Genomic DNA, 19,356 nt, shown 5'->3' with positions numbered 1-19,356 from the left:
GATCCCCCATGTTTGATAAAATCCTGATTGCAAACCGTGGCGAAATCGCCTGCCGTGTGATGGAAACCGCCCGTGCCATGGGGGTGCGGACTGTAGCCGTTTATTCCGACGCCGATGCGGCTGCAAAACATGTGCAGATGGCGGATGAGGCCGTGCACATCGGCGGCCCGGCCCCGGCGGACAGCTATCTGAAGGGGGATGTGATCATCCGTGTCGCGCAGGAAAGTGGCGCGCAGGCGATCCACCCCGGCTATGGCTTCCTGTCGGAAAACCCAGGGTTTGTGGACGCGGTCGAGGCCGCAGGCCTCACCTTTATCGGGCCGTCTGCAGATGCGATCCGCAAAATGGGTCTGAAAGACGCCGCCAAGGCGCTGATGGAAGAGGCCGGCGTGCCGGTCGTGCCGGGCTATCACGGCGCCAATCAGGGTCCGGGGTTTTTGGCCGGGGAGGCGGAAAAGATCGGCTATCCGGTGTTGATCAAGGCGGTTGCCGGCGGCGGCGGCAAAGGGATGCGACTGGTAGAGGCGCCTGGAGATTTTGCAGACGCCCTGAAAAGCGCGCAAGGCGAGGCGACCACGGCCTTCGGTAACCCGGATGTTCTGATTGAGAAATACATCCAACAGCCGCGCCACATCGAGGTGCAGGTTTTCGGTGATGGGACCCACGCGGTACATCTGTTCGAACGCGATTGTTCTCTGCAGCGTCGCCATCAGAAGGTGATCGAAGAGGCCCCCGCACCTGGCATGACTGCGGACATGCGCGAGGCCATGGGGCAGGCGGGTGTGCGTGCGGCTGAAGCCATCGGTTACAAGGGTGCGGGCACGGTGGAATTCATCGTTGACGGCTCAGACGGGCTGCGCACGGATGGCTTCTGGTTCATGGAAATGAACACCCGCTTGCAGGTGGAGCATCCGGTGACGGAACTGATCACCGGCGTCGATCTGGTGGACTGGCAGCTGCGCGTTGCCTCCGGCAAGAGCCTCCCTGCCCAGCAGGACGACCTCACGATCACTGGCCACGCGTTTGAGGCGCGGCTTTATGCCGAGGACGTGCCGAAGGGGTTTCTGCCTGCAACTGGCACGCTGACGCATCTCTCCTTCCCGGCTGAGTGTCGCGCCGACAGCGGTGTGCGGGCAGGCGATACCATCAGCCCGTGGTATGACCCGATGATCTCAAAGGTGATCGTGCATGGTGCCACCCGTGCAGTGGCCCTCTCGAAGCTGCGCCGGGCGCTGGAACGGACAGAGGTTGCAGGCACCGTCACCAACCTTGCCTTTCTGGGCGCACTTGCTGCCCATGAGGGGTTTGGCCGAGGTGAGGTCGACACCGGCCTGATCGCCCGTGATCTTGAGGCGTTGACGGCGGTTGGTGAGGTTCCTGTGGCCCATTGGATTGCTGCCGCCCAGCGGGCGTTGGGCCTGCATCAACCAGCTGAGGACAGCGGGTTTACCCTCTGGGCGCCGCTCCATCGGGCGGTGCAACTAAGCCATGGCGAGGCGTGTCTTGATATCTCGGTTGAGGTTCTCGGGCCGCAGGCGCAGCGTTGGCAGCTGGAGGATAGCAGTCATGAGGTGACCTTTGATGGCGCGATCTGGCGGCACAATGGAGATCCCCTGCCGAATGTGGCTGAAGCGGGTGGTCGGCTGACGGTGTTTGGTCGGATCAGCAGCATTTTTGACTGCATTGATCCGCTGGATCGGGCCGGAACCGCCGGTGGTGATACCAACGTGATCGAGGCGCCGATGCCAGGTTTGGTCAAGGCCGTGTTTGCGGAGGCGGGTGCCGAGGTCAAAGAAGGTGACAGACTGGCTATCCTTGAGGCGATGAAAATGGAACACTCTCTCCTGGCGGCCCGCGATGGCGTGGTGGCCGAGGTTCTGGCCTCTGCCGGTGATCAGGTTGAGGCCGGAGCTGCGCTGGTCCGTCTGGAAGAGGCGGACAGCTGAACAGCATCAGATCGGGCGGTGCCATAGGTGCGCCCCATCTGCCGCCGCAGCAACGTCTGTGGATTGAGCGATGTCTGAAATAGCCCTGGGGAGAAGTGCATCATGAGCGAAAGCGTTGAAATTTTCGAAGTAGGTCCGCGCGACGGGCTACAGAATGAAAAGCGCGACATTCCCGTCGCTGAAAAGATCGCCCTTATTGATCGGCTGACCGATGCCGGGTTCCGCCGGATCGAGGTGGCGAGCTTTGTCTCCCCTAAATGGGTGCCGCAAATGGCGGGGTCGGGGGACGTGCTCGCAGGGATCCGTCGCAGTTCTGATGTGCGCTATGCTGCGCTCACGCCCAATATGCGGGGCTATGAGGATGCCCTGACCGCAAAGGCGGATGAGATCGCGATTTTTGCCTCCGCCTCCGAAGGTTTCTCCAAGGCCAATATCAACGCGAGCGTGGCCGAATCGATTGAGCGTTTTACGCCAATCATCGAGGCGGCGCGCCATATCGATATGCCGGTCCGGGGCTATATTTCCTGCGTGACTGAGTGTCCCTTTGACGGGCCGACCGACCCGGACGCAGTTGCGGCGCTGGCGGATCGTCTGTTCTCCATGGGCTGCTATGAGATCTCGCTGGGCGATACCGTCGGTCAGGCGACACCGGATTCGATTGCGCGGATGTTGCTCGCGGTGCGGGAGCGCGTGCCGGTCACCCGTCTGGCGGGGCATTACCACGACACGGCCGGGCGGGCGATTGACAATATTGATGCGTCTTTGTCGCTGGGTGTCCGGGTCTTTGATGCCGCTGTTGGCGGGTTGGGGGGCTGCCCCTATGCACCGGGAGCTGCGGGCAATGTTGCGACCGAGGCGGTACATGAGCACCTGACGCGTTTGGGCTATGAAACTGGCCTTGATGGGGATGTGCTGACCGATGCCGCAGCTATGGCGCGGGGGATGCGCAGCGACGGCAGCTGAGCCTCGGCGGTCGTCTTCATCATCATACTATAGACAGCCCGTGGCCTTCGGGCTGCCACTTCGACAGGCAGAAAGACCCGATATGTATCAGACCATCACGCTCACGACGGATGAGCGCGGCGTCGCGACGCTGACGCTGAACCGACCGGAAAAACACAACGCGATGTCCGGTGAGATGTTGCAGGAGCTGAAAACCGCCGCAGCCGGGCTGGCCAAGGATCGCACCGTTCGTGTTGTCGTCCTCACGGGGGCGGGCAAGAGTTTCTGTGCCGGTGGGGATCTGGGCTGGATGCAGGCGCAGATGGAGGCAGATGCCGAAACCCGTGGGCGCGAGGCGCGGGTTCTGGCGGAGATGCTGATGGCGATCAACACCCTGCCGCAGCCGGTGATCGGCGCCATCCAGGGCAACGCCTTTGGTGGCGGGGTCGGTATGGCCTCGGTCTGTGATGTCGCGATCGGCGCAGACCATATCAAGATGGGCCTTACTGAGACCCGGCTTGGCCTGATCCCAGCCACCATCGGTCCCTATGTGGTGGCCCGCATGGGGGAAGCGCGGGCGCGGCGTGTCTTTATGTCGGCGCGGCTGTTTGGCGCTCAGGAAGCGGTGGAGCTGGGGATTCTCGCGCGGTCGGTTCCTGCAGCAGATTTGGACACCGCAATCGAGGCGGAAGTGATCCCATATCTTAGCTGTGCGCCCGAAGCGGTGGGTGCGGCTAAGGCGCTGGTCCGTGATTTGGGACCCAAAATCGACGATGCGGTGATTGACCAGACCATCGCCGCATTGGTGGACCGTTGGGAGGGCAGCGAGGCGCCTGAAGGGATCGCCGCGTTTTTTGCCAAGGAAAAGCCCAGCTGGCAGCGGTAATTCCGTCAAAAATGTCGGATTTCATTCACCAGGGCGTGCCTTTTGCGAGGCGCGCCTTATCCTATGAAAACAATAGGGTTTACCTGCCGTGATGTTGATCTGCCGCGTCGGTTACAGAAGGTTTATCCATTAACGATGCGTTGGTTGACGGTGAGGGGGCAGGGGAGTAGACACAGCCCCAAGTCAACACGCCAATTGACGGCGCGCAGAAATCCGCGCGCACGGAAAGGAGCCACTCGTGGAAGAGATGTTGCGGGAATACCTCCCGATTCTGGTGTTTCTGGCCGTAGCGGTCGGGCTTGGAATTGTTCTTATTTTGGCGGCAGTTGTGCTGGCCGTCCGCAATCCGGACCCTGAGAAGGTCAGCGCTTACGAATGCGGGTTCAACGCATTCGACGACGCGCGGATGAAGTTTGATGTCCGGTTTTACCTGGTGTCGATTCTGTTCATCATTTTTGATTTGGAAATTGCATTCCTGTTCCCTTGGGCCGTCGGCTTTAAGGATATGAGCGATGCGGGCTTCTGGTCGATGATGGTGTTCCTCGCTGTGCTGACCATTGGTTTTGCCTATGAGTGGAAGAAAGGGGCCCTGGAATGGGAGTGATGACCGGAGCCAATACGGCTGGCGTCGACAAGGAAGTTGTCACCCAGGCCCTGAATGCAGAGCTGCAGGACAAAGGGTTTCTGCTGACCTCTGCCGAAGACATCATCAACTGGGCGCGCACCGGTTCACTGCACTGGATGACCTTTGGTCTGGCGTGCTGCGCGGTTGAGATGATGCACACCTCGATGCCGCGCTATGATGCGGAACGTTTCGGCATTGCGCCACGCGCCTCCCCGCGTCAGTCGGATGTGATGATCGTGGCAGGCACGCTGACCAACAAGATGGCCCCCGCTTTGCGCAAGGTCTATGACCAGATGCCCGAGCCGCGCTATGTGATCTCTATGGGATCCTGCGCCAACGGCGGTGGCTACTACCACTACAGCTATTCTGTGGTGCGTGGCTGTGACCGGGTTGTCCCCGTGGATGTCTATGTGCCTGGTTGTCCGCCCACGGCGGAGGCTCTGCTTTACGGTCTGATGCAATTGCAGCGTAAAATCCGCCGCACCGGCACCCTTGTGCGCTAAGTGGCTTTGGTTGGAGAGACAAATATGACTGAAGCCCTGAACGAACTCGGCACCCAGATCGCGGCCAAGCGCCCAGATTGCGTTATCGGCTGGGATGTCAGCTTTGGTGAGCTTAACGTGGATGTTGCGCCATCAAACCTCGCTGGTTTTGTTGAGTTTCTGAAAGCGGACGCGACCTGCAAGTTCTCGTCGCTGGTTGATATTACCGCTGTCGACTACCCGGATCGCCCCAAGCGGTTCGACGTGGTTTATCATTTTCTGTCGATGTATCAGAACCAACGGATCCGCCTGCGTGTGTCGATCCGCGAGGATGAGATGCTGCCGTCGATCGTCGGCATTCACCCCTCGGCCAATTGGTTCGAACGGGAGGTGTTCGACATGTTCGGCATCCTGTTCACCGGCCACCCGGATCTGCGCCGCATCCTGACCGACTATGGCTTCCGCGGCTATCCGCTACGCAAGGATTTCCCGACCACTGGCTACACCGAAGTGCGCTATGATGAGGCGCAGAAGCGCGTTGTCTATGAGCCGGTCAGCCTGGTGCAGGAATACCGCCAGTTTGACTTCATGAGCCCGTGGGAGGGTGCCGAGTACATCCTGCCCGGTGACGAGAGAGAGGGGGCGAAATGATGGACGGCTCCAAAATGGATGACGCCTTGACCGGCGAACAGAAGATCCGTAACTTCAACATCAACTTCGGCCCGCAACACCCAGCTGCACATGGTGTTTTGCGTCTGGTGCTGGAGCTGGACGGCGAGATTGTTGAGCGCTGTGATCCGCATATCGGCCTGCTGCATCGCGGCACCGAAAAGCTGATGGAAAGCCGGACCTACCTGCAGAACCTGCCGTATTTCGACCGCCTCGATTATGTGGCGCCGATGAACCAGGAACATGCCTGGTGTCTGGCCATTGAAAAGCTGACCGGCGTGGAAGTGCCGCGTCGCGCGTCACTCATCCGTGTGCTCTATTCTGAGATTGGCCGGATTCTTAATCATCTGCTGAACGTGACCACGCAGGCGATGGACGTTGGCGCGCTGACCCCGCCGCTCTGGGGCTTTGAAGAGCGCGAAAAGCTGATGATCTTCTACGAGCGGGCCTGTGGCGCGCGCTTGCACGCGGCCTATTTCCGCCCCGGCGGTGTTCATCAGGACCTGCCTGACGCGCTGATCGACGATATTGAGGCCTGGACGCATACGTTCCCGGCGGTGATGGATGATATCGACGGGTTGTTGACCGAAAACCGGATCTTCAAGCAGCGTAACGCCGATATCGGTATCGTGACCGAAGAAGATATCCTCAACTACGGCTTCTCCGGTGTCATGGTGCGGGGCTCTGGCCTGGCATGGGATCTGCGTCGTTCGCAGCCTTATGAATGCTATGATGAGTTCGATTTCCAGATCCCGGTCGGCAAGAACGGTGACTGCTATGATCGCTACCTTGTCCGTATGGAAGAGATGCGCCAGTCCCTGTCGATCATCCGCCAGTGTATCGGCAAACTGCGGGAAACACCCGGTGACATTCTGGCCCGTGGTAAACTGACCCCGCCGAAACGCGGCGATATGAAAACCTCGATGGAGAGCCTGATCCACCACTTCAAGCTCTACACCGAAGGGTTCCACGTCCCCGCTGGTGAGGTCTATGCCGCTGTTGAGGCGCCTAAGGGGGAATTCGGGGTCTATCTGGTTGCAGATGGTACCAACAAACCCTACCGCGCCAAGCTGCGCGCGCCTGGCTTCCTGCATCTGCAGGCCATGGATTATGTGGCCAAGGGCCACCAACTCGCCGACGTCGCTGCCATTATCGGCACCATGGACGTCGTATTTGGAGAGATTGACCGCTAATGCTTCGTCGTCTGCATTCCGAACAACCCGAGAGCTTTGCTTTCACGCCTGACAACCAGACGTGGGCCGAGGCACAGATTACCAAATTCCCCGATGGCCGTCAGGCCAGCGCGATCATTCCGCTGCTGTGGCGCGCTCAGGAGCAGGAAGGCTGGTTGACCAAGCCTGCGATTGAATATGTCGCGGATATGTTGGGCATGGCCTATATTCGTGCACTTGAGGTGGCGTCGTTTTACTTCATGTTCCAGCTGCAACCGACTGGTTCGATTGCACATGTCCAGATTTGCGGCACCACCTCCTGCATGATCTGCGGGGCGGAGGATCTGATTGCGGTCTGTCAGGAGAAGATCGCGAACAAGCCCTTCACCTTGTCGGCAGATGGCAAGTTCACATGGGAAGAGGTCGAATGCCTTGGCGCTTGCACCAACGCGCCCATGGCTCAGATTGGTAAGGATTACTACGAAGATCTGACCGCCGAAGGTTTTGCGAAACTGCTTGATGATCTGGCGGCTGGCCAGGTGCCACTGCCGGGTCCGCAGAACGGACGCTACGCGGCAGAGCCGAAGTCTGGACTGACCTCGCTGACCGAATATGAGAGCGGCAAGACACAGTACAATGCCTCTGTGCAGCTGGCAGCTGACATCGGTGATACCGTCAAGCGTATCGACGGTACTGAAGTACCGATCCTGACGCCGTGGATCGGCAAGGATGGCAAGGTGGCAGGTCGCGACAGCGCCGATACCCCGCCGCCTGCGCCAAAGACACCGCTTCCCGCTGTGAAGCAGGCTGAGGTCGCCAAGGCGAAACCTGCCGCGCCGAAGAAGGCCGCACCGAAAAAAGCGGGTGTTGGTGAGCCGTCTTCTCCTGAAGGGGCCGCGACCGAGGCGGCTGCCGGTGTTGAGGAAAAGCCAGAAACGCTGACTGCAGCCCGCGATGGCGGTGCAGATGATCTGAAGATGTTGAAAGGTGTCGGTCCCAAGCTGGAGCAGACCCTGAACGATCTCGGGTTCTTCCACTTCGACCAGATCGCAGCCTGGACCGACGAGCAGGTCGCCTGGGTCGACAGCCGGTTGAAGTTCAAGGGACGCATCGTCCGCGATGGCTGGATCGAACAGTCCCGGCAGCTTGCGGCAGGTGAAGAAACGGACTTCGCCAAGAAGGCCAAGGCCGACGATCGCTACAAAGACGACTGAAACAAGATAACCGCCGCTGCCCATAGGGGCAGGGGCCAAAATTCAGGACCATATGAGCGTAGAACACGACAAAGCACTGGCAGCAAAGGGGCGGCACATCGCGTTGGTGATTGCCGCAACCATGCTTGGTTGGTTGGCGATGTCGCTATTCATCGGACCCGCACTGGGGCTCGCCGGACGCTACGCTCTGCTGTTTGATTTCGCGGCCCTTGCGGGCTTCATCTATGCAGCGGTCAACATTTTTCAACTCTGGCGGATGCGCCAGGACAGCCAAAGGTAGGCAGACATGCTGAAGGACCAGGACCGGATCTTTACCAACCTTTACGGGATGCATGAGCGCACATTGGCGGGCGCAAAACAGCGGGGCCATTGGGATGGCACTGCGGGCATCATCGAAAAAGGGCGGGACTGGATCATTCAGAACATGAAGGATTCCGGCCTGCGCGGACGCGGTGGTGCGGGCTTCCCGACCGGCCTGAAATGGTCTTTCATGCCGAAGGAGAGCGACGGTCGCCCCTCCTATCTGGTCATCAACGCCGATGAATCCGAACCGGGCACCTGCAAAGACCGCGAGATCATGCGCCATGATCCGCATACGCTGATCGAGGGGGCGCTGATCGCGTCCTTCGCGATGAATGCGCATACCTGCTACATCTACCTGCGCGGCGAATACGTCCGTGAGCGCGAGGCGCTGCAGGCCGCGATTGACGAATGCTATGATCAGGGGCTGCTGGGGCGCAATGCAGCCGGATCCGGCTGGGATTTTGACGTCTTCCTGCACCACGGGGCAGGGGCCTATATCTGCGGCGAGGAAACCGCCCTGATTGAAAGCCTTGAGGGCAAGAAGGGCATGCCACGGATGAAGCCGCCGTTCCCGGCGGGCGCGGGCCTCTATGGCTGCCCGACCACGGTGAACAACGTGGAATCCATCGCCGTGGTACCGACCATTCTGCGCCGTGGCCCGGATTGGTTTGCAGGCTTTGGCCGTCAGAACAACGCGGGCACCAAACTCTTTGCGATCTCTGGCCACGTCAACAACCCCTGTGTTGTCGAGGAAGCCATGAGCATCTCCTTTGAGGAGCTGATCGAGAAGCACTGTGGCGGTATTCGCGGCGGTTGGGACAACTTGCTGGCGGTCATTCCCGGTGGCTCCTCTGTTCCCTGCGTACGCGGCGAAAAGATGAAAGACGCCATCATGGACTTTGACTATCTGCGCGGCGAACTGGGCTCCGGTCTTGGCACCGCAGCGGTCATCGTGATGGACAAACAGACCGACATCATCAAGGCGATCTGGCGTCTGTCCAAGTTCTACAAACACGAGAGCTGTGGCCAGTGTACGCCCTGCCGCGAAGGCACCGGCTGGATGATGCGGGTGATGGATCGCCTGGTAAAAGGCGAGGCCGAGCTGGAAGAAATTGACATGCTGTGGGACGTGACCAAGCAGGTTGAGGGCCACACTATCTGTGCGCTTGGTGATGCGGCAGCCTGGCCAATTCAGGGTTTGATCCGCAACTTCCGAGAGGAAATTGAAGATCGCATCAAGGCACAAAAGTCCGGGCGCATGGGCGCCATGGCGGCTGAATAAGGTCCGGGGGAGCAGTTGATGATCACAGGTGTGAGCAAAACCATGGCCGTGCTGGCACTCTGCGGCGGCGTTCTGGTGGGGTGTGACGGGATCGTCAACGATCGCCCAACCTACGCAGGTGTCCCGTTCAAGGCGAAGTCGAAGGCTGTGAACAAGAAAGAGACGCTGGCGGTGTTCACCACTGCGGTATCCAAGGCGCCGCGTTCGCTTGAGGGCGCGCGGCTGGCTGCGCACCACGAAGGCACCCGCTACTGCATCGAGAATTTTGGATCCTCGCGCATCGCGTGGCAGGTCAACCCGCTTGATACGGATGTCGCGGTCCCATTGGATGGCGACACTGCGGTCTATGGCGGAACCTGCACCCCGTGAGCATGACGTCCGCATATCCTGTGGCTGCGCATGATGCGCCAGCGGCGGTGTTATTGCATAACGCCGCTGTCTGCGCGCGTGCTGAACGCTTTCCCACCAAGGAGCGTTCAACCATGCGAACCCTGATTGCAACCTGTGCCACCTGCCTGATGGTATTGCCTTCTATAGCGGCGGCGAAGCCATCTCTGCGCGACGTGCAGGAGATTGAAGACCCACTGTTTGCGGTCGCGCTGGCTAAGGAAGTATCGGACCACTGCGACAGCATATCCGCGCGTTATTTCAAAGGGCTGACAGAGCTGCGCCGCCTGCGCACGCGCGCCAATGCCCTCGGCTATACGGATAGTGAAATCCGCGCCTACATCGGCTCGGACACGGAAAAAGCCCGGATGCGGGCCAAGGGAGAACGCTTCCTGGCGCAAAACGGGGTCTCTTACGAGAAAACGGAAACATTCTGTGCGTTTGGTCGTGCGGAAATCAAGAAAAACAGCGCGATCGGCGTTTTACTGAGGGCGAAATAGACCATGTCTGACCTCCGCAAGATCAACATTGACGGAACCGAGATTGAGGTGGATGGGGCGATGACCCTGATCCAGGCCTGTGAAGAGGCCGGGGTGGAAATTCCCCGGTTCTGCTATCATGAGCGTCTGTCCATCGCCGGCAATTGCCGTATGTGCCTGGTTGAGGTCGTTGGCGGTCCGCCAAAACCTGCCGCGTCCTGTGCGATGCAGGTTCGCGATTTGCGCCCCGGTCCTGAGGGGCAGGCACCGCAGGTGAAGACCAATTCACCCATGGTGAAAAAGGCCCGCGAAGGGGTGATGGAGTTCCTGCTCATCAACCACCCGCTGGACTGCCCGATTTGCGATCAGGGCGGCGAGTGTGATCTTCAGGATCAGGCTATGGCCTATGGCGTGGACTTCTCGCGTTTCCGCGAAGCCAAGCGTGCGGTTGATGATCTGGATCTGGGGCCGCTGGTCGGCACCGCAATGACCCGCTGCATTTCCTGCACCCGCTGCGTCCGCTTCACCACCGAGGTGGCAGGCATCACCCAGATGGGCCAGACCGGCCGGGGTGAGGACAGCGAGATCACCTCCTATCTGAACGAGACACTGGACTCGAACCTGCAAGGCAACATCATCGATCTTTGCCCGGTTGGGGCGCTGACGTCGAAACCCTACGCCTTCACCGCGCGTCCGTGGGAACTGACCAAGACCGAGACCATCGACGTGATGGACGCGCTTGGCTCCAACATCCGCGTGGACACCAAAGGCCGCGAAGTGATGCGGATCCTGCCGCGCAACCATGACGGCGTGAACGAGGAGTGGATCAGCGACAAGACCCGCTTTGTCTGGGACGGGCTGCGCCGCCAGCGTTTGGATCGCCCTTACGTGCGTGTTGATGGCAAGTTGAAGCCCGCCACCTGGCCGGAAGCGCTGGAGGCAGCCGCCACCGCGATGAAGGGCAAGAAAATTGCCGGTCTGATCGGTGATCTGGCCCCGGTTGAGGCGGCTTTTGCTCTGAAGCAGCTGGTCGAAGGGCAGGGCGGCAAGGTGGAATGCCGGACCGACAAGGCCCGTTTGCCCATCGGCAACCGCGCGGCCTATGTTGGCACCGCAACCATCGAAGATATCGACAGCGCCAAGGCAATCATGCTGATCGGCACCGACTCGCGCAATGAAGCACCGGTACTGAACGCGCGCCTGCGCAAAGCCTGGATCAATGGCGCCAACATCGGCCTGATTGGTCAGCCCGTCGATCTCACCTATGACTATGCCCATCTCGGCAGCGACCGCGCAGCACTTGAGGCGCTGGTCAATGGTGAAACCGAAGGCGCGATTGGCAAGGACACGCTGGTCATCGTCGGGCAGGGCGCCCTGCGTGAGGCTGATGGCCTGGCGGTGCTGGCACAAGCACAGAAATATGCGGCGCTGACCGAAAGCAAGCTGATGGTGCTGCACACCGCTGCGGCCCGTGTTGGCGCAATGGATGTGAATGCCGTCACCGAAGGCGGCGTCGAAGCCGCCATTGACGGGGCTGAGGTGATCTACAACCTTGGCGCGGATGAGGTCGAAATCGATGCTGGCACTACGGTGATCTACCAAGGTTCGCATGGGGATCGCGGTGCGCATCGTGCCGACATCATTCTCCCGGGTGCGGCTTATACCGAAGAGAACGGCCTGTTCGTGAACACCGAAGGTCGCCCGCAGTTGGCTATGCGCGCAAGCTTTGCGCCGGGCGAAGCGAAGGAAAACTGGGCTATCCTGCGCGCGCTGAGTGCTGAGCTGGACGCCAAGCTTTCCTATGACTCGCTGGCACAGCTGCGCAGTGCGCTGGTCGCAGAGGTGCCTCATCTGGCCCGCATCGACGAGGTGGCCGACAACGAGGGTCCGGCACTTGAGGTTGAGGCAATGGGCAAGGCCGCCTTCCTGCCGGCGGTCAAGGATTTCTACCTGACCAACCCGATTGCGCGGTCTTCGCAGCTGATGGCAGAACTGTCGGCGGGTGCAAAGGCGCGCGGCGCCGAGAAGATCGCGGCGGAGTGATCCGGGCGGGCATCATATCGCCGTTGTTGCTGGCGGCCTGCGTGCAGGCCCCGCAGACATCGCAGACGCCTTTCAACCCTGGCTACAAAGGGGTGGAGACGCGGCTGTTGGACGGGGATCTGGTGCAGTTCCGCGTTGCCATGACCGGCGCAAGAAACGGTGCCGATCTGGATAATTATGCTGAATGCGCGGCCGCGCAATATGCGCTGATCCGCGGTTATGGATTTGCACGTCATGTGCGCACAAAAATGAAACAAGAGGGTGGCGTTCAGATCGCAGATGCTGTCTACACCATCTCGCCTTCCCTCCCGCGCGGACTGCGCACCATCGACGCCGAAGTCGTGGTCGCGGATTGCGAGGCTAACGGAATACCCACGGTGTGAGGACCTATGGCTGAATTCTTTAACACCCCAGGCGGCATTGCTGTACTGATCCTGGCGCAAGTGCTTGCAGTTGTTGCCTTTGTCATGATTTCGCTTCTGTTCCTCGTTTACGGGGATCGCAAGATCTGGGCGGCAGTCCAGATGCGCAGAGGCCCCAATGTGGTGGGCGTTTACGGCCTGCTGCAATCGGTGGCGGATGCGCTCAAATATGTGGTCAAGGAAGTTGTGATCCCGGCCGGTTCTGACCGGGCGGTCTTCATTCTGGCACCGCTGACCAGTTTTGTTCTGGCGATGATCGCCTGGGCGGTGATCCCCTTCAACGACGGCTGGGTGCTCTCGGATATCAACGTCGCCATCCTCTATGTGTTCGCGGTCTCCTCGCTTGAGGTTTACGGCGTGATCATGGGGGGCTGGGCGTCGAACTCGAAATACCCGTTCCTCGGCTCCTTGCGCTCTGCGGCACAGATGATCTCCTATGAGGTCTCTATCGGTTTGATCATCGTTGGTGTGATCATCTCCACCGGCTCAATGAACTTTGGCGATATCGTGCGCGCGCAGGATGGCGATCTGGGTCTCTTGAACTGGTACTGGATCCCGCACTTCCCGATGGTCTTCCTGTTCTTCATCTCGGCGCTGGCAGAAACCAACCGCCCGCCGTTTGACCTGCCGGAAGCGGAATCGGAACTGGTTGCGGGCTATCAGGTGGAATACTCGGCAACCCCGTTCCTCTTGTTCATGGCTGGTGAATATATTGCCATCTTCCTGATGTGCTCGCTGACAACCCTGCTGTTCTTTGGCGGCTGGCTGTCCCCGATCCCGGGCCTGCCGGATGGGGTGCTGTGGATGGTTGCCAAAATGGCATTCTTCTTCTTCCTCTTCGCGATGGTGAAGGCGATCACCCCGCGCTACCGCTACGATCAGCTGATGCGTCTGGGCTGGAAAGTGTTCCTGCCGTTCTCGCTGGCCTGGGTGGTCTTCGTGTCCTTTGCTGCAAAATTTGACTGGTTCTGGGGCATCTTCGCCCGCTGGACCGTGGGAGGCTAACTGATGGCGAACATCGACTACACCCGCGCCGCCAAATACTTCCTGCTGCAGGATTTCTGGGTCGGCTTCAAACTGGGGCTGAAGTATTTCTTTGCCCCCAAGGCAACCCTGAACTACCCGCATGAGAAGGGCCCGCTGTCGCCCCGTTTCCGCGGCGAACACGCCCTGCGCCGTTACCCCAACGGTGAGGAGCGCTGCATCGCCTGTAAACTCTGCGAGGCGGTCTGCCCGGCGCAGGCGATCACCATCGACGCGGAACCGCGCGAAGACGGCAGCCGCCGCACCACGCGCTATGACATCGACATGACCAAATGCATCTACTGCGGTTTCTGCCAGGAAGCCTGCCCGGTGGATGCCATTGTCGAAGGGCCGAATTTCGAATTCGCCACCGAGACCCGTGAGGAGCTGTTCTACGACAAGGATAAACTGCTGTCGAACGGCGAACGCTGGGAAGCTGAGATTGCCCGCAACCTCGAACTGGACGCGCCTTACAGATGAGCGACGCCAAGAATCCATTTGAGGCCATGATGGCCCAGGCTCAGGACATGGCCAAAGCCCTGAACCCCGCGTTGGAGAGCTTCTCTCCCACCGGTGCGTTCAAGGAGTTTGAGTCGCTGTGGCCGACAATGCCGAAGGACGTCATGGAAATGATGTTCGGCAATACAGTCAACACCGGCGGTCTGGATGCCAAAACCCGCCTGTTGCTGACGCTGGCGGGGCTGACAATGCAGGGCGCACAGGCAGATTCCGCCGTGCGCCAGACCGTGCGCCATGCCCTAGAGGCCGGCGCGAAGAAACAAGAGATCGTTGAAACGATCGGACAGATGTCGGTCTTTGCCGGCATCCCGGCCATGACCCGCGCGCTGGAGCTGGCGCAAGAGGTGATGGACGCCAAAGGGGACGATGAAACATGAGCGTTTTTGCCTTTTACCTCTTTGCCATCAGCGCCATCACCGGCGGGCTGTTCACGGTGATCAGCCGTCAGCCGGTGCATTCGGTGCTGTGGCTGATCCTGGCCTTCATTTCCTCGGCCGGGCTGTTCGTCCTGCTGGGGGCTGAATTTGTCGCCATGCTGCTGATCATCGTCTACGTGGGCGCGGTTGCGGTGCTGTTCCTTTTTGTGGTGATGATGCTGGATGTGGACTTTGCCGAGCTGAAGGCCGAGATGGCGCGCTACATGCCGCTGGCGTTGCTCATCGGTCTGGTCATCCTGATGCAGTTCGTCATGGCCTTTGGCGTTTGGGAAACCGCACCAGCGGCTGCCACGCAGCTGGCCCAGCCGATCCCCGCCGACCAACATAACACCGAGGCGCTTGGCCTCATCATCTATGATCAATACTTCCTTCTGTTCCAACTCTCCGGCCTGATCCTGCTGGTCGCGATGATCGGCGCGATTGTGCTGACGCTGCGCCATCGTCAGGACGTGAAACGTCAGGACATCGTCGCGCAGATGATGCGTGACCCGGCGACTGCGATGGAACTCAAGGATGTGAAACCGGGGCAGGGGCTTTGAGACAATGATCACACTCGAGCATTATCTAACCGTCGCGGCGACGCTGTTCGTCATCGGCATCTTCGGGCTCTTCCTGAACCGCAAGAATGTCATCATCCTCCTGATGAGCATCGAACTGATGCTCCTCGCGGTGAATATCAACCTCGTGGCCTTCTCGTCGTTCCTCGGCGATCTGGTCGGGCAGGTCTTTACCCTGTTCGTGCTGACCGTGGCCGCCGCTGAGGCTGCCATCGGCCTTGCGATCCTGGTTTGCTTCTTCCGCAACCGCGGCACCATCGCCGTGGAAGACATCAACTTGATGAAGGGCTAAAGCGTCATGGAAACTATCCTTCTCTTTGCCCCTCTGGTCGGGGCCATCATCTGTGGCTTTGGCTGGAAATTCATCGGCGAGACCGCAGCGACCTGGACTGCGACGGGGCTTTTGTTCCTGTCGGCACTTCTGTCGTGGATCGTCTTCCTCAGCTTTGACGGGGTGACCCAGTCGATTGAGATCCTGCGCTGGATCGAAAGCGGTTCGCTCTCGACATCCTGGGCGATCCGTCTGGACCGGATGACTGCGATCATGCTGATCGTTGTGACCACCGTGTCCTCGCTGGTGCATCTCTATTCCTTTGGCTACATGGCCCATGATCCGCAGTGGAAAGACGGCGAGAGCTACAAGCCGCGCTTCTTTGCCTATCTGTCGTTCTTTACCTTCGCCATGCTGATGCTGGTGACCTCCGACAATCTGGTCCAGATGTTCTTTGGCTGGGAAGGTGTGGGCGTTGCCTCGTACTTGCTGATCGGCTTCTACTATCGCAAGCCTTCGGCAAATGCGGCGGCGATGAAAGCCTTCATCGTCAACCGTGTTGGTGACTTTGGCTTTTCGCTTGGCATCTTTGCGCTGTTCTTCCTAACTGACAGCATCAACTTTGACGATATTTTTGCAGCTGCGCCGCAACTGGCGGAAACCCAGCTGAGCTTCCTGTGGACTGAATGGAACGCAGCCAACCTGATTGCTGTTCTGCTGTTCATCGGCGCGATGGGCAAATCGGCCCAGCTGATCCTGCACACATGGCTTCCGGACGCGATGGAAGGTCCGACCCCGGTGTCAGCCCTGATCCACGCGGCAACCATGGTGACCGCAGGTGTTTTCCTCGTTTGCCGCATGTCGCCGCTGATGGAATTTGCGCCCGAGGCGACGACGTTCATCACCGTGCTGGGTGCGACCACGGCGTTCTTCGCTGCGACCGTGGGTCTGGTTCAGACTGACATCAAACGCGTGATCGCCTATTCGACCTGTTCTCAGCTTGGTTACATGTTCGTTGCTGCTGGTGTTGGCATGTACTCGGCAGCCATGTTCCACCTGTTCACACACGCCTTCTTCAAGGCGATGCTGTTCCTTGGCGCGGGCTCCGTGATCCACGCGATGCACCACGAGCAGGACATGATGAACTACGGCGGTCTGCGCAAAAAGATCCCTTACACCTTTGCCGCGATGATGATCGGTACACTCGCCATCACCGGTGTCGGTATTCCGCTCACCCATTTCGGCTTCGCTGGTTTCCTGTCCAAGGATGCCATCATTGAAAGCGCCTATGCCGGCGGATCCTCCTACGGGTTCTGGCTGCTGGTGATTGCTGCCGCGATGACCTCATTCTACAGCTGGCGCCTGATTTTCCTGACCTTCTACGGCAAGCCGCGCGGTGACAAGCACACGCATGATCACGCGCATGAAAGCCCGATGGTCATGCTGATCCCGCTGGGTGTTCTGGCACTCGGTGCAGTCTTCTCCGGTATGATCTGGTACAACAGCTTCTTTGGTCACACCGATACAGTGGGCAAGTTCTATGGCATTCCCTATGCGGAAGCCTCAGCAGAAGGCCACGGCGAAGCACATGGCGACGATGCACATGGTGCAGACAGCCACGGCGAAGCCAAAGATGATCACGGTGAAGGGGCCATGGGCGAGCATCACTATGTATTCACCGGCAAGCCGGGTGAGGGGGCGCTGTACTTTGGTCCCGACAACACTGTGCTGGACGACGCCCACGCTGCCCCGAAATGGGTCAAGGTGTCGCCGTTCATCGCGATGCTGCTCGGCCTTAGTCTGGCGATCCTGTTCTACATCGTGAACCCGAGCCTGCCAGGCCGCCTGGCCAAGCAGCAGCAGCCGCTTTATCTGTTCCTTAAGAACAAGTGGTACTTTGACGAGCTCTATGACGCGATCTTTGTCAAACCGGCCCTGATGATCGGCCGCTTCTTCTGGAAGCGTGGTGATGGCAAGACCATTGATGGTGCCCTGAACGGTATCGCCATGGGTATCATTCCCTTCTTCACCCGCCTCGCCGGTCGCGCACAGTCGGGTTACATCTTCACTTATGCTTTCTGGATGGTGCTGGGCATTGCTGCTCTGGTTACCTGGATGTCGATCGGCGGAGGAACGCACTGATGGACAATCTCCTTTCTATTGTCACCTTTATCCCGGCGCTTGCGGCGGCCATTCTGGCCCTGTTCCTGCGCGGCGAGGATGAGGCGGCGCAACGCAACGCCAAATCTGTTGCGCTCTTTGCCACCACGATCACCTTCCTGGTCAGCCTTGGCATCTACTTTCAGTTCGATCCTTCCAACACGGGCTTTCAGTTCGTCGAAGAGGCCGAGTGGATCTTTGGCCTGAAGTATAAGATGGGCGTGGACGGCATTTCGGTGCTCTTCGTGATGCTCACCACCTTTGTGATGCCGCTGACCATTCTGGCCAGCTGGGGTGTCAGCACGCGGGTCAAGGAATATATGATTGCCTTCCTGCTGCTGGAAACGCTGATGCTGGGCGTGTTCATGGCGCTGGACCTGGTACTGTTCTACCTGTTCTTTGAGGCAGGCCTGATCCCGATGTTCCTGATCATCGGCATCTGGGGCGGTAAGGAACGGATCTACGCTTCATTCAAATTCTTCCTCTATACCTTCTTCGGCTCGGTGCTGATGCTGGTGGCTATGGTGGCGATGTATGCAGATGCGGGCACCACAGATATCGCGCAGCTGCTGACGCATAGCTTCTCTGCGGGTAGCTTCGATCTTCTGGGCATCCATGTTGTGGGCGGCATGCAGACGCTGCTGTTCCTGGCCTTCTTTGCCTCTTTCGCGGTGAAAATGCCGATGTGGCCTGTCCATACATGGCTGCCCGATGCGCACGTTCAGGCGCCGACGGCTGGCTCTGTTGTCCTGGCGGCGATCCTGTTGAAGATGGGCGGCTATGGCTTCCTGCGGTTCTCCCTGCCGATGTTCCCGGTTGGCGCAGATGTGATGACCGACGTGATCCTGTGGATGTCCGCAATCGCGGTGGTCTACACCTCTCTTGTGGCGCTGGTGCAGTCGGACATGAAGAAGCTGATCGCTTATTCGTCCGTGGCGCATATGGGCTTTGTGACCATGGGGATCTTTGCGGCCAACCAGCAGGGTATTGATGGCGCGATCTTTCAGATGCTGAGCCACGGCTTCATCTCGGCGGCGCTGTTCCTCTGCGTGGGCGTGATCTATGACCGCATGCACACCCGTGACATCGACGCCTACGGTGGCCTTGTCATCCGCATGCCTGCCTATGCACTGGTGTTTATGTTCTTCACCATGGGCAATGTTGGCCTGCCGGGCACGTCGGGCTTCATCGGTGAATTCCTGACCCTGATGGGCACGTTCCAGAAGAATACCTGGGTGGCAGCCGTTGCTGCGACCGGCGTCATCTTCTCGGCGGGATATGCGCTGTGGCTTTATCGCCGCGTGGTCTTTGGCGACCTCATCAAGGGCAGCCTCAAAACCATCAAGGATATGACTGCACGTGAGCGGTTTATCTTTGCACCGCTTGTCGTCATGACCATCCTGCTGGGCGTCTATCCGGCGGTTGTCACCGATATCATCAGCCCGTCGACTGAGGCGCTGATTGCTAACTTCAACCAATCTCTGGCCGCTGCGGATCTGTCCCCGGCGACCCAGATGGCTTCGCACTAAGGGGGCGT

General features: G+C 59.5%; 21 protein-coding genes. All 21 read left to right on the top strand.

Translation table 11 applies throughout. The features are described from left to right. Positions 1-8: 8 nt before the first annotated feature. The 21 genes from GAL_RS12010 (at position 9) to GAL_RS11910 (ending at position 19,348) form a co-directional block, all read left to right on the top strand. A complete protein-coding gene (locus tag GAL_RS12010) occupies positions 9-1,946 on the top strand; it encodes an acetyl-CoA carboxylase biotin carboxylase subunit (protein ID WP_024097846.1) in 1,938 nt (645 codons plus the stop codon). Positions 1,947-2,048: 102 nt separating this feature from the next. Beyond that, complete coding sequence (locus GAL_RS12005) at positions 2,049-2,909, top strand: hydroxymethylglutaryl-CoA lyase (protein ID WP_024097845.1); 861 nt, start codon at positions 2,049-2,051, stop codon at positions 2,907-2,909. A gap of 82 nt (positions 2,910-2,991) precedes the next feature. Continuing rightward, on the top strand, positions 2,992-3,774 hold the full coding sequence (locus tag GAL_RS12000; RefSeq protein WP_024097844.1) for a crotonase/enoyl-CoA hydratase family protein: 783 nt from the start codon (positions 2,992-2,994) through the stop codon (positions 3,772-3,774). Positions 3,775-4,012: 238 nt separating this feature from the next. Next, on the top strand, positions 4,013-4,378 hold the full coding sequence (locus GAL_RS11995) for an NADH-quinone oxidoreductase subunit A (RefSeq protein WP_014874151.1): 366 nt from the start codon (positions 4,013-4,015) through the stop codon (positions 4,376-4,378). Then, entirely contained in the window at positions 4,369-4,902 is a 534-nt protein-coding gene (locus GAL_RS11990; protein WP_014874152.1) for a NuoB/complex I 20 kDa subunit family protein, read from the top strand. Before GAL_RS11995 ends, GAL_RS11990 begins: the two co-directional genes overlap by 10 nt. Positions 4,903-4,926: 24 nt before the next feature. Beyond that, positions 4,927-5,532, top strand: coding sequence for an NADH-quinone oxidoreductase subunit C (locus GAL_RS11985; protein ID WP_024097843.1), 606 nt, complete (start codon positions 4,927-4,929; stop codon positions 5,530-5,532). Next, positions 5,532-6,743: an NADH-quinone oxidoreductase subunit D gene (locus GAL_RS11980; RefSeq protein ID WP_040104077.1), complete on the top strand. Its 1,212-nt coding sequence runs from the start codon at positions 5,532-5,534 to the stop codon at positions 6,741-6,743. The genes GAL_RS11985 and GAL_RS11980 overlap by 1 nt, the downstream gene beginning before the upstream one ends. Further along, a complete protein-coding gene (locus GAL_RS11975) occupies positions 6,743-7,936 on the top strand; it encodes an NADH-quinone oxidoreductase subunit E (RefSeq protein ID WP_024097841.1) in 1,194 nt (397 codons plus the stop codon). The genes GAL_RS11980 and GAL_RS11975 overlap by 1 nt, the downstream gene beginning before the upstream one ends. A gap of 52 nt (positions 7,937-7,988) precedes the next feature. After that, positions 7,989-8,216 carry a DUF5337 domain-containing protein gene (locus GAL_RS11970; RefSeq protein ID WP_014874156.1) on the top strand — a complete coding sequence of 76 codons (228 nt, stop codon included), beginning with the start codon at positions 7,989-7,991 and terminating at the stop codon, positions 8,214-8,216. A gap of 6 nt (positions 8,217-8,222) precedes the next feature. Further along, positions 8,223-9,521, top strand: a complete 1,299-nt coding sequence (gene nuoF / locus GAL_RS11965; protein ID WP_024097840.1) for an NADH-quinone oxidoreductase subunit NuoF — start codon at positions 8,223-8,225, stop codon at positions 9,519-9,521. Positions 9,522-9,539: 18 nt separating this feature from the next. After that, complete coding sequence (locus tag GAL_RS11960) at positions 9,540-9,890, top strand: hypothetical protein (RefSeq protein ID WP_024097839.1); 351 nt, start codon at positions 9,540-9,542, stop codon at positions 9,888-9,890. A gap of 113 nt (positions 9,891-10,003) precedes the next feature. Next, the gene (locus GAL_RS11955) at positions 10,004-10,408 is read left to right on the top strand and encodes a DUF5333 domain-containing protein (RefSeq protein WP_024097838.1); all 405 of its coding nucleotides are present in this window, start codon (positions 10,004-10,006) and stop codon (positions 10,406-10,408) included. Between the two features lie 3 nt (positions 10,409-10,411). Next, positions 10,412-12,430, top strand: a complete 2,019-nt coding sequence (gene nuoG / locus GAL_RS11950; RefSeq protein ID WP_024097837.1) for an NADH-quinone oxidoreductase subunit NuoG — start codon at positions 10,412-10,414, stop codon at positions 12,428-12,430. Next, the gene (locus GAL_RS11945; protein WP_024097836.1) at positions 12,427-12,813 is read left to right on the top strand and encodes a hypothetical protein; all 387 of its coding nucleotides are present in this window, start codon (positions 12,427-12,429) and stop codon (positions 12,811-12,813) included. Before nuoG ends, GAL_RS11945 begins: the two co-directional genes overlap by 4 nt. 6 nt (positions 12,814-12,819) lie before the next feature. After that, positions 12,820-13,857, top strand: coding sequence for an NADH-quinone oxidoreductase subunit NuoH (nuoH, locus tag GAL_RS11940; RefSeq protein ID WP_024097835.1), 1,038 nt, complete (start codon positions 12,820-12,822; stop codon positions 13,855-13,857). A 3-nt stretch (positions 13,858-13,860) separates the two neighbouring features. Next, complete coding sequence (gene nuoI / locus GAL_RS11935; protein WP_014879596.1) at positions 13,861-14,355, top strand: NADH-quinone oxidoreductase subunit NuoI; 495 nt, start codon at positions 13,861-13,863, stop codon at positions 14,353-14,355. Next, positions 14,352-14,771 (top strand): carboxymuconolactone decarboxylase family protein, encoded by a 420-nt coding sequence (locus tag GAL_RS11930; RefSeq protein WP_024097834.1) that lies wholly within the window; start codon positions 14,352-14,354, stop codon positions 14,769-14,771. Before nuoI ends, GAL_RS11930 begins: the two co-directional genes overlap by 4 nt. Continuing rightward, positions 14,768-15,370 (top strand): NADH-quinone oxidoreductase subunit J, encoded by a 603-nt coding sequence (locus GAL_RS11925; RefSeq protein ID WP_024097833.1) that lies wholly within the window; start codon positions 14,768-14,770, stop codon positions 15,368-15,370. The genes GAL_RS11930 and GAL_RS11925 overlap by 4 nt, the downstream gene beginning before the upstream one ends. 4 nt (positions 15,371-15,374) lie before the next feature. Beyond that, positions 15,375-15,680 (top strand): NADH-quinone oxidoreductase subunit NuoK, encoded by a 306-nt coding sequence (nuoK, locus tag GAL_RS11920; protein ID WP_024097832.1) that lies wholly within the window; start codon positions 15,375-15,377, stop codon positions 15,678-15,680. 6 nt (positions 15,681-15,686) lie between these two features. After that, positions 15,687-17,801: an NADH-quinone oxidoreductase subunit L gene (nuoL, locus tag GAL_RS11915; RefSeq protein WP_024097831.1), complete on the top strand. Its 2,115-nt coding sequence runs from the start codon at positions 15,687-15,689 to the stop codon at positions 17,799-17,801. Next, positions 17,801-19,348: an NADH-quinone oxidoreductase subunit M gene (locus GAL_RS11910; protein WP_024097830.1), complete on the top strand. Its 1,548-nt coding sequence runs from the start codon at positions 17,801-17,803 to the stop codon at positions 19,346-19,348. The genes nuoL and GAL_RS11910 overlap by 1 nt, the downstream gene beginning before the upstream one ends. The last annotated feature ends 8 nt before the right edge of the window (positions 19,349-19,356 follow it).

The organism is Phaeobacter gallaeciensis DSM 26640 (assembly GCF_000511385.1).
Lineage (GTDB): Bacteria > Pseudomonadota > Alphaproteobacteria > Rhodobacterales > Rhodobacteraceae > Phaeobacter > Phaeobacter gallaeciensis.
Note: the sequence above shows the minus strand (reverse complement) of the source record. Positions and strands in the feature narration are given on the sequence as shown.

Coding starts and splice junctions, on each gene's coding strand:
- GAL_RS12010 (WP_024097846.1), top strand. CDS start 9: ATGTTTGATAAAATCCTGATTGCAAACCGTGGCGAAATCGCCTGCCGT.
- GAL_RS12005 (WP_024097845.1), top strand. CDS start 2,049: ATGAGCGAAAGCGTTGAAATTTTCGAAGTAGGTCCGCGCGACGGGCTA.
- GAL_RS12000 (WP_024097844.1), top strand. CDS start 2,992: ATGTATCAGACCATCACGCTCACGACGGATGAGCGCGGCGTCGCGACG.
- GAL_RS11990 (WP_014874152.1), top strand. CDS start 4,369: ATGGGAGTGATGACCGGAGCCAATACGGCTGGCGTCGACAAGGAAGTT.
- GAL_RS11985 (WP_024097843.1), top strand. CDS start 4,927: ATGACTGAAGCCCTGAACGAACTCGGCACCCAGATCGCGGCCAAGCGC.
- GAL_RS11980 (WP_040104077.1), top strand. CDS start 5,532: ATGGACGGCTCCAAAATGGATGACGCCTTGACCGGCGAACAGAAGATC.
- GAL_RS11975 (WP_024097841.1), top strand. CDS start 6,743: ATGCTTCGTCGTCTGCATTCCGAACAACCCGAGAGCTTTGCTTTCACG.
- GAL_RS11970 (WP_014874156.1), top strand. CDS start 7,989: ATGAGCGTAGAACACGACAAAGCACTGGCAGCAAAGGGGCGGCACATC.
- nuoF (WP_024097840.1), top strand. CDS start 8,223: ATGCTGAAGGACCAGGACCGGATCTTTACCAACCTTTACGGGATGCAT.
- GAL_RS11960 (WP_024097839.1), top strand. CDS start 9,540: ATGATCACAGGTGTGAGCAAAACCATGGCCGTGCTGGCACTCTGCGGC.
- GAL_RS11955 (WP_024097838.1), top strand. CDS start 10,004: ATGCGAACCCTGATTGCAACCTGTGCCACCTGCCTGATGGTATTGCCT.
- nuoG (WP_024097837.1), top strand. CDS start 10,412: ATGTCTGACCTCCGCAAGATCAACATTGACGGAACCGAGATTGAGGTG.
- nuoH (WP_024097835.1), top strand. CDS start 12,820: ATGGCTGAATTCTTTAACACCCCAGGCGGCATTGCTGTACTGATCCTG.
- nuoI (WP_014879596.1), top strand. CDS start 13,861: ATGGCGAACATCGACTACACCCGCGCCGCCAAATACTTCCTGCTGCAG.
- GAL_RS11930 (WP_024097834.1), top strand. CDS start 14,352: ATGAGCGACGCCAAGAATCCATTTGAGGCCATGATGGCCCAGGCTCAG.
- GAL_RS11925 (WP_024097833.1), top strand. CDS start 14,768: ATGAGCGTTTTTGCCTTTTACCTCTTTGCCATCAGCGCCATCACCGGC.
- nuoK (WP_024097832.1), top strand. CDS start 15,375: ATGATCACACTCGAGCATTATCTAACCGTCGCGGCGACGCTGTTCGTC.
- nuoL (WP_024097831.1), top strand. CDS start 15,687: ATGGAAACTATCCTTCTCTTTGCCCCTCTGGTCGGGGCCATCATCTGT.
- GAL_RS11910 (WP_024097830.1), top strand. CDS start 17,801: ATGGACAATCTCCTTTCTATTGTCACCTTTATCCCGGCGCTTGCGGCG.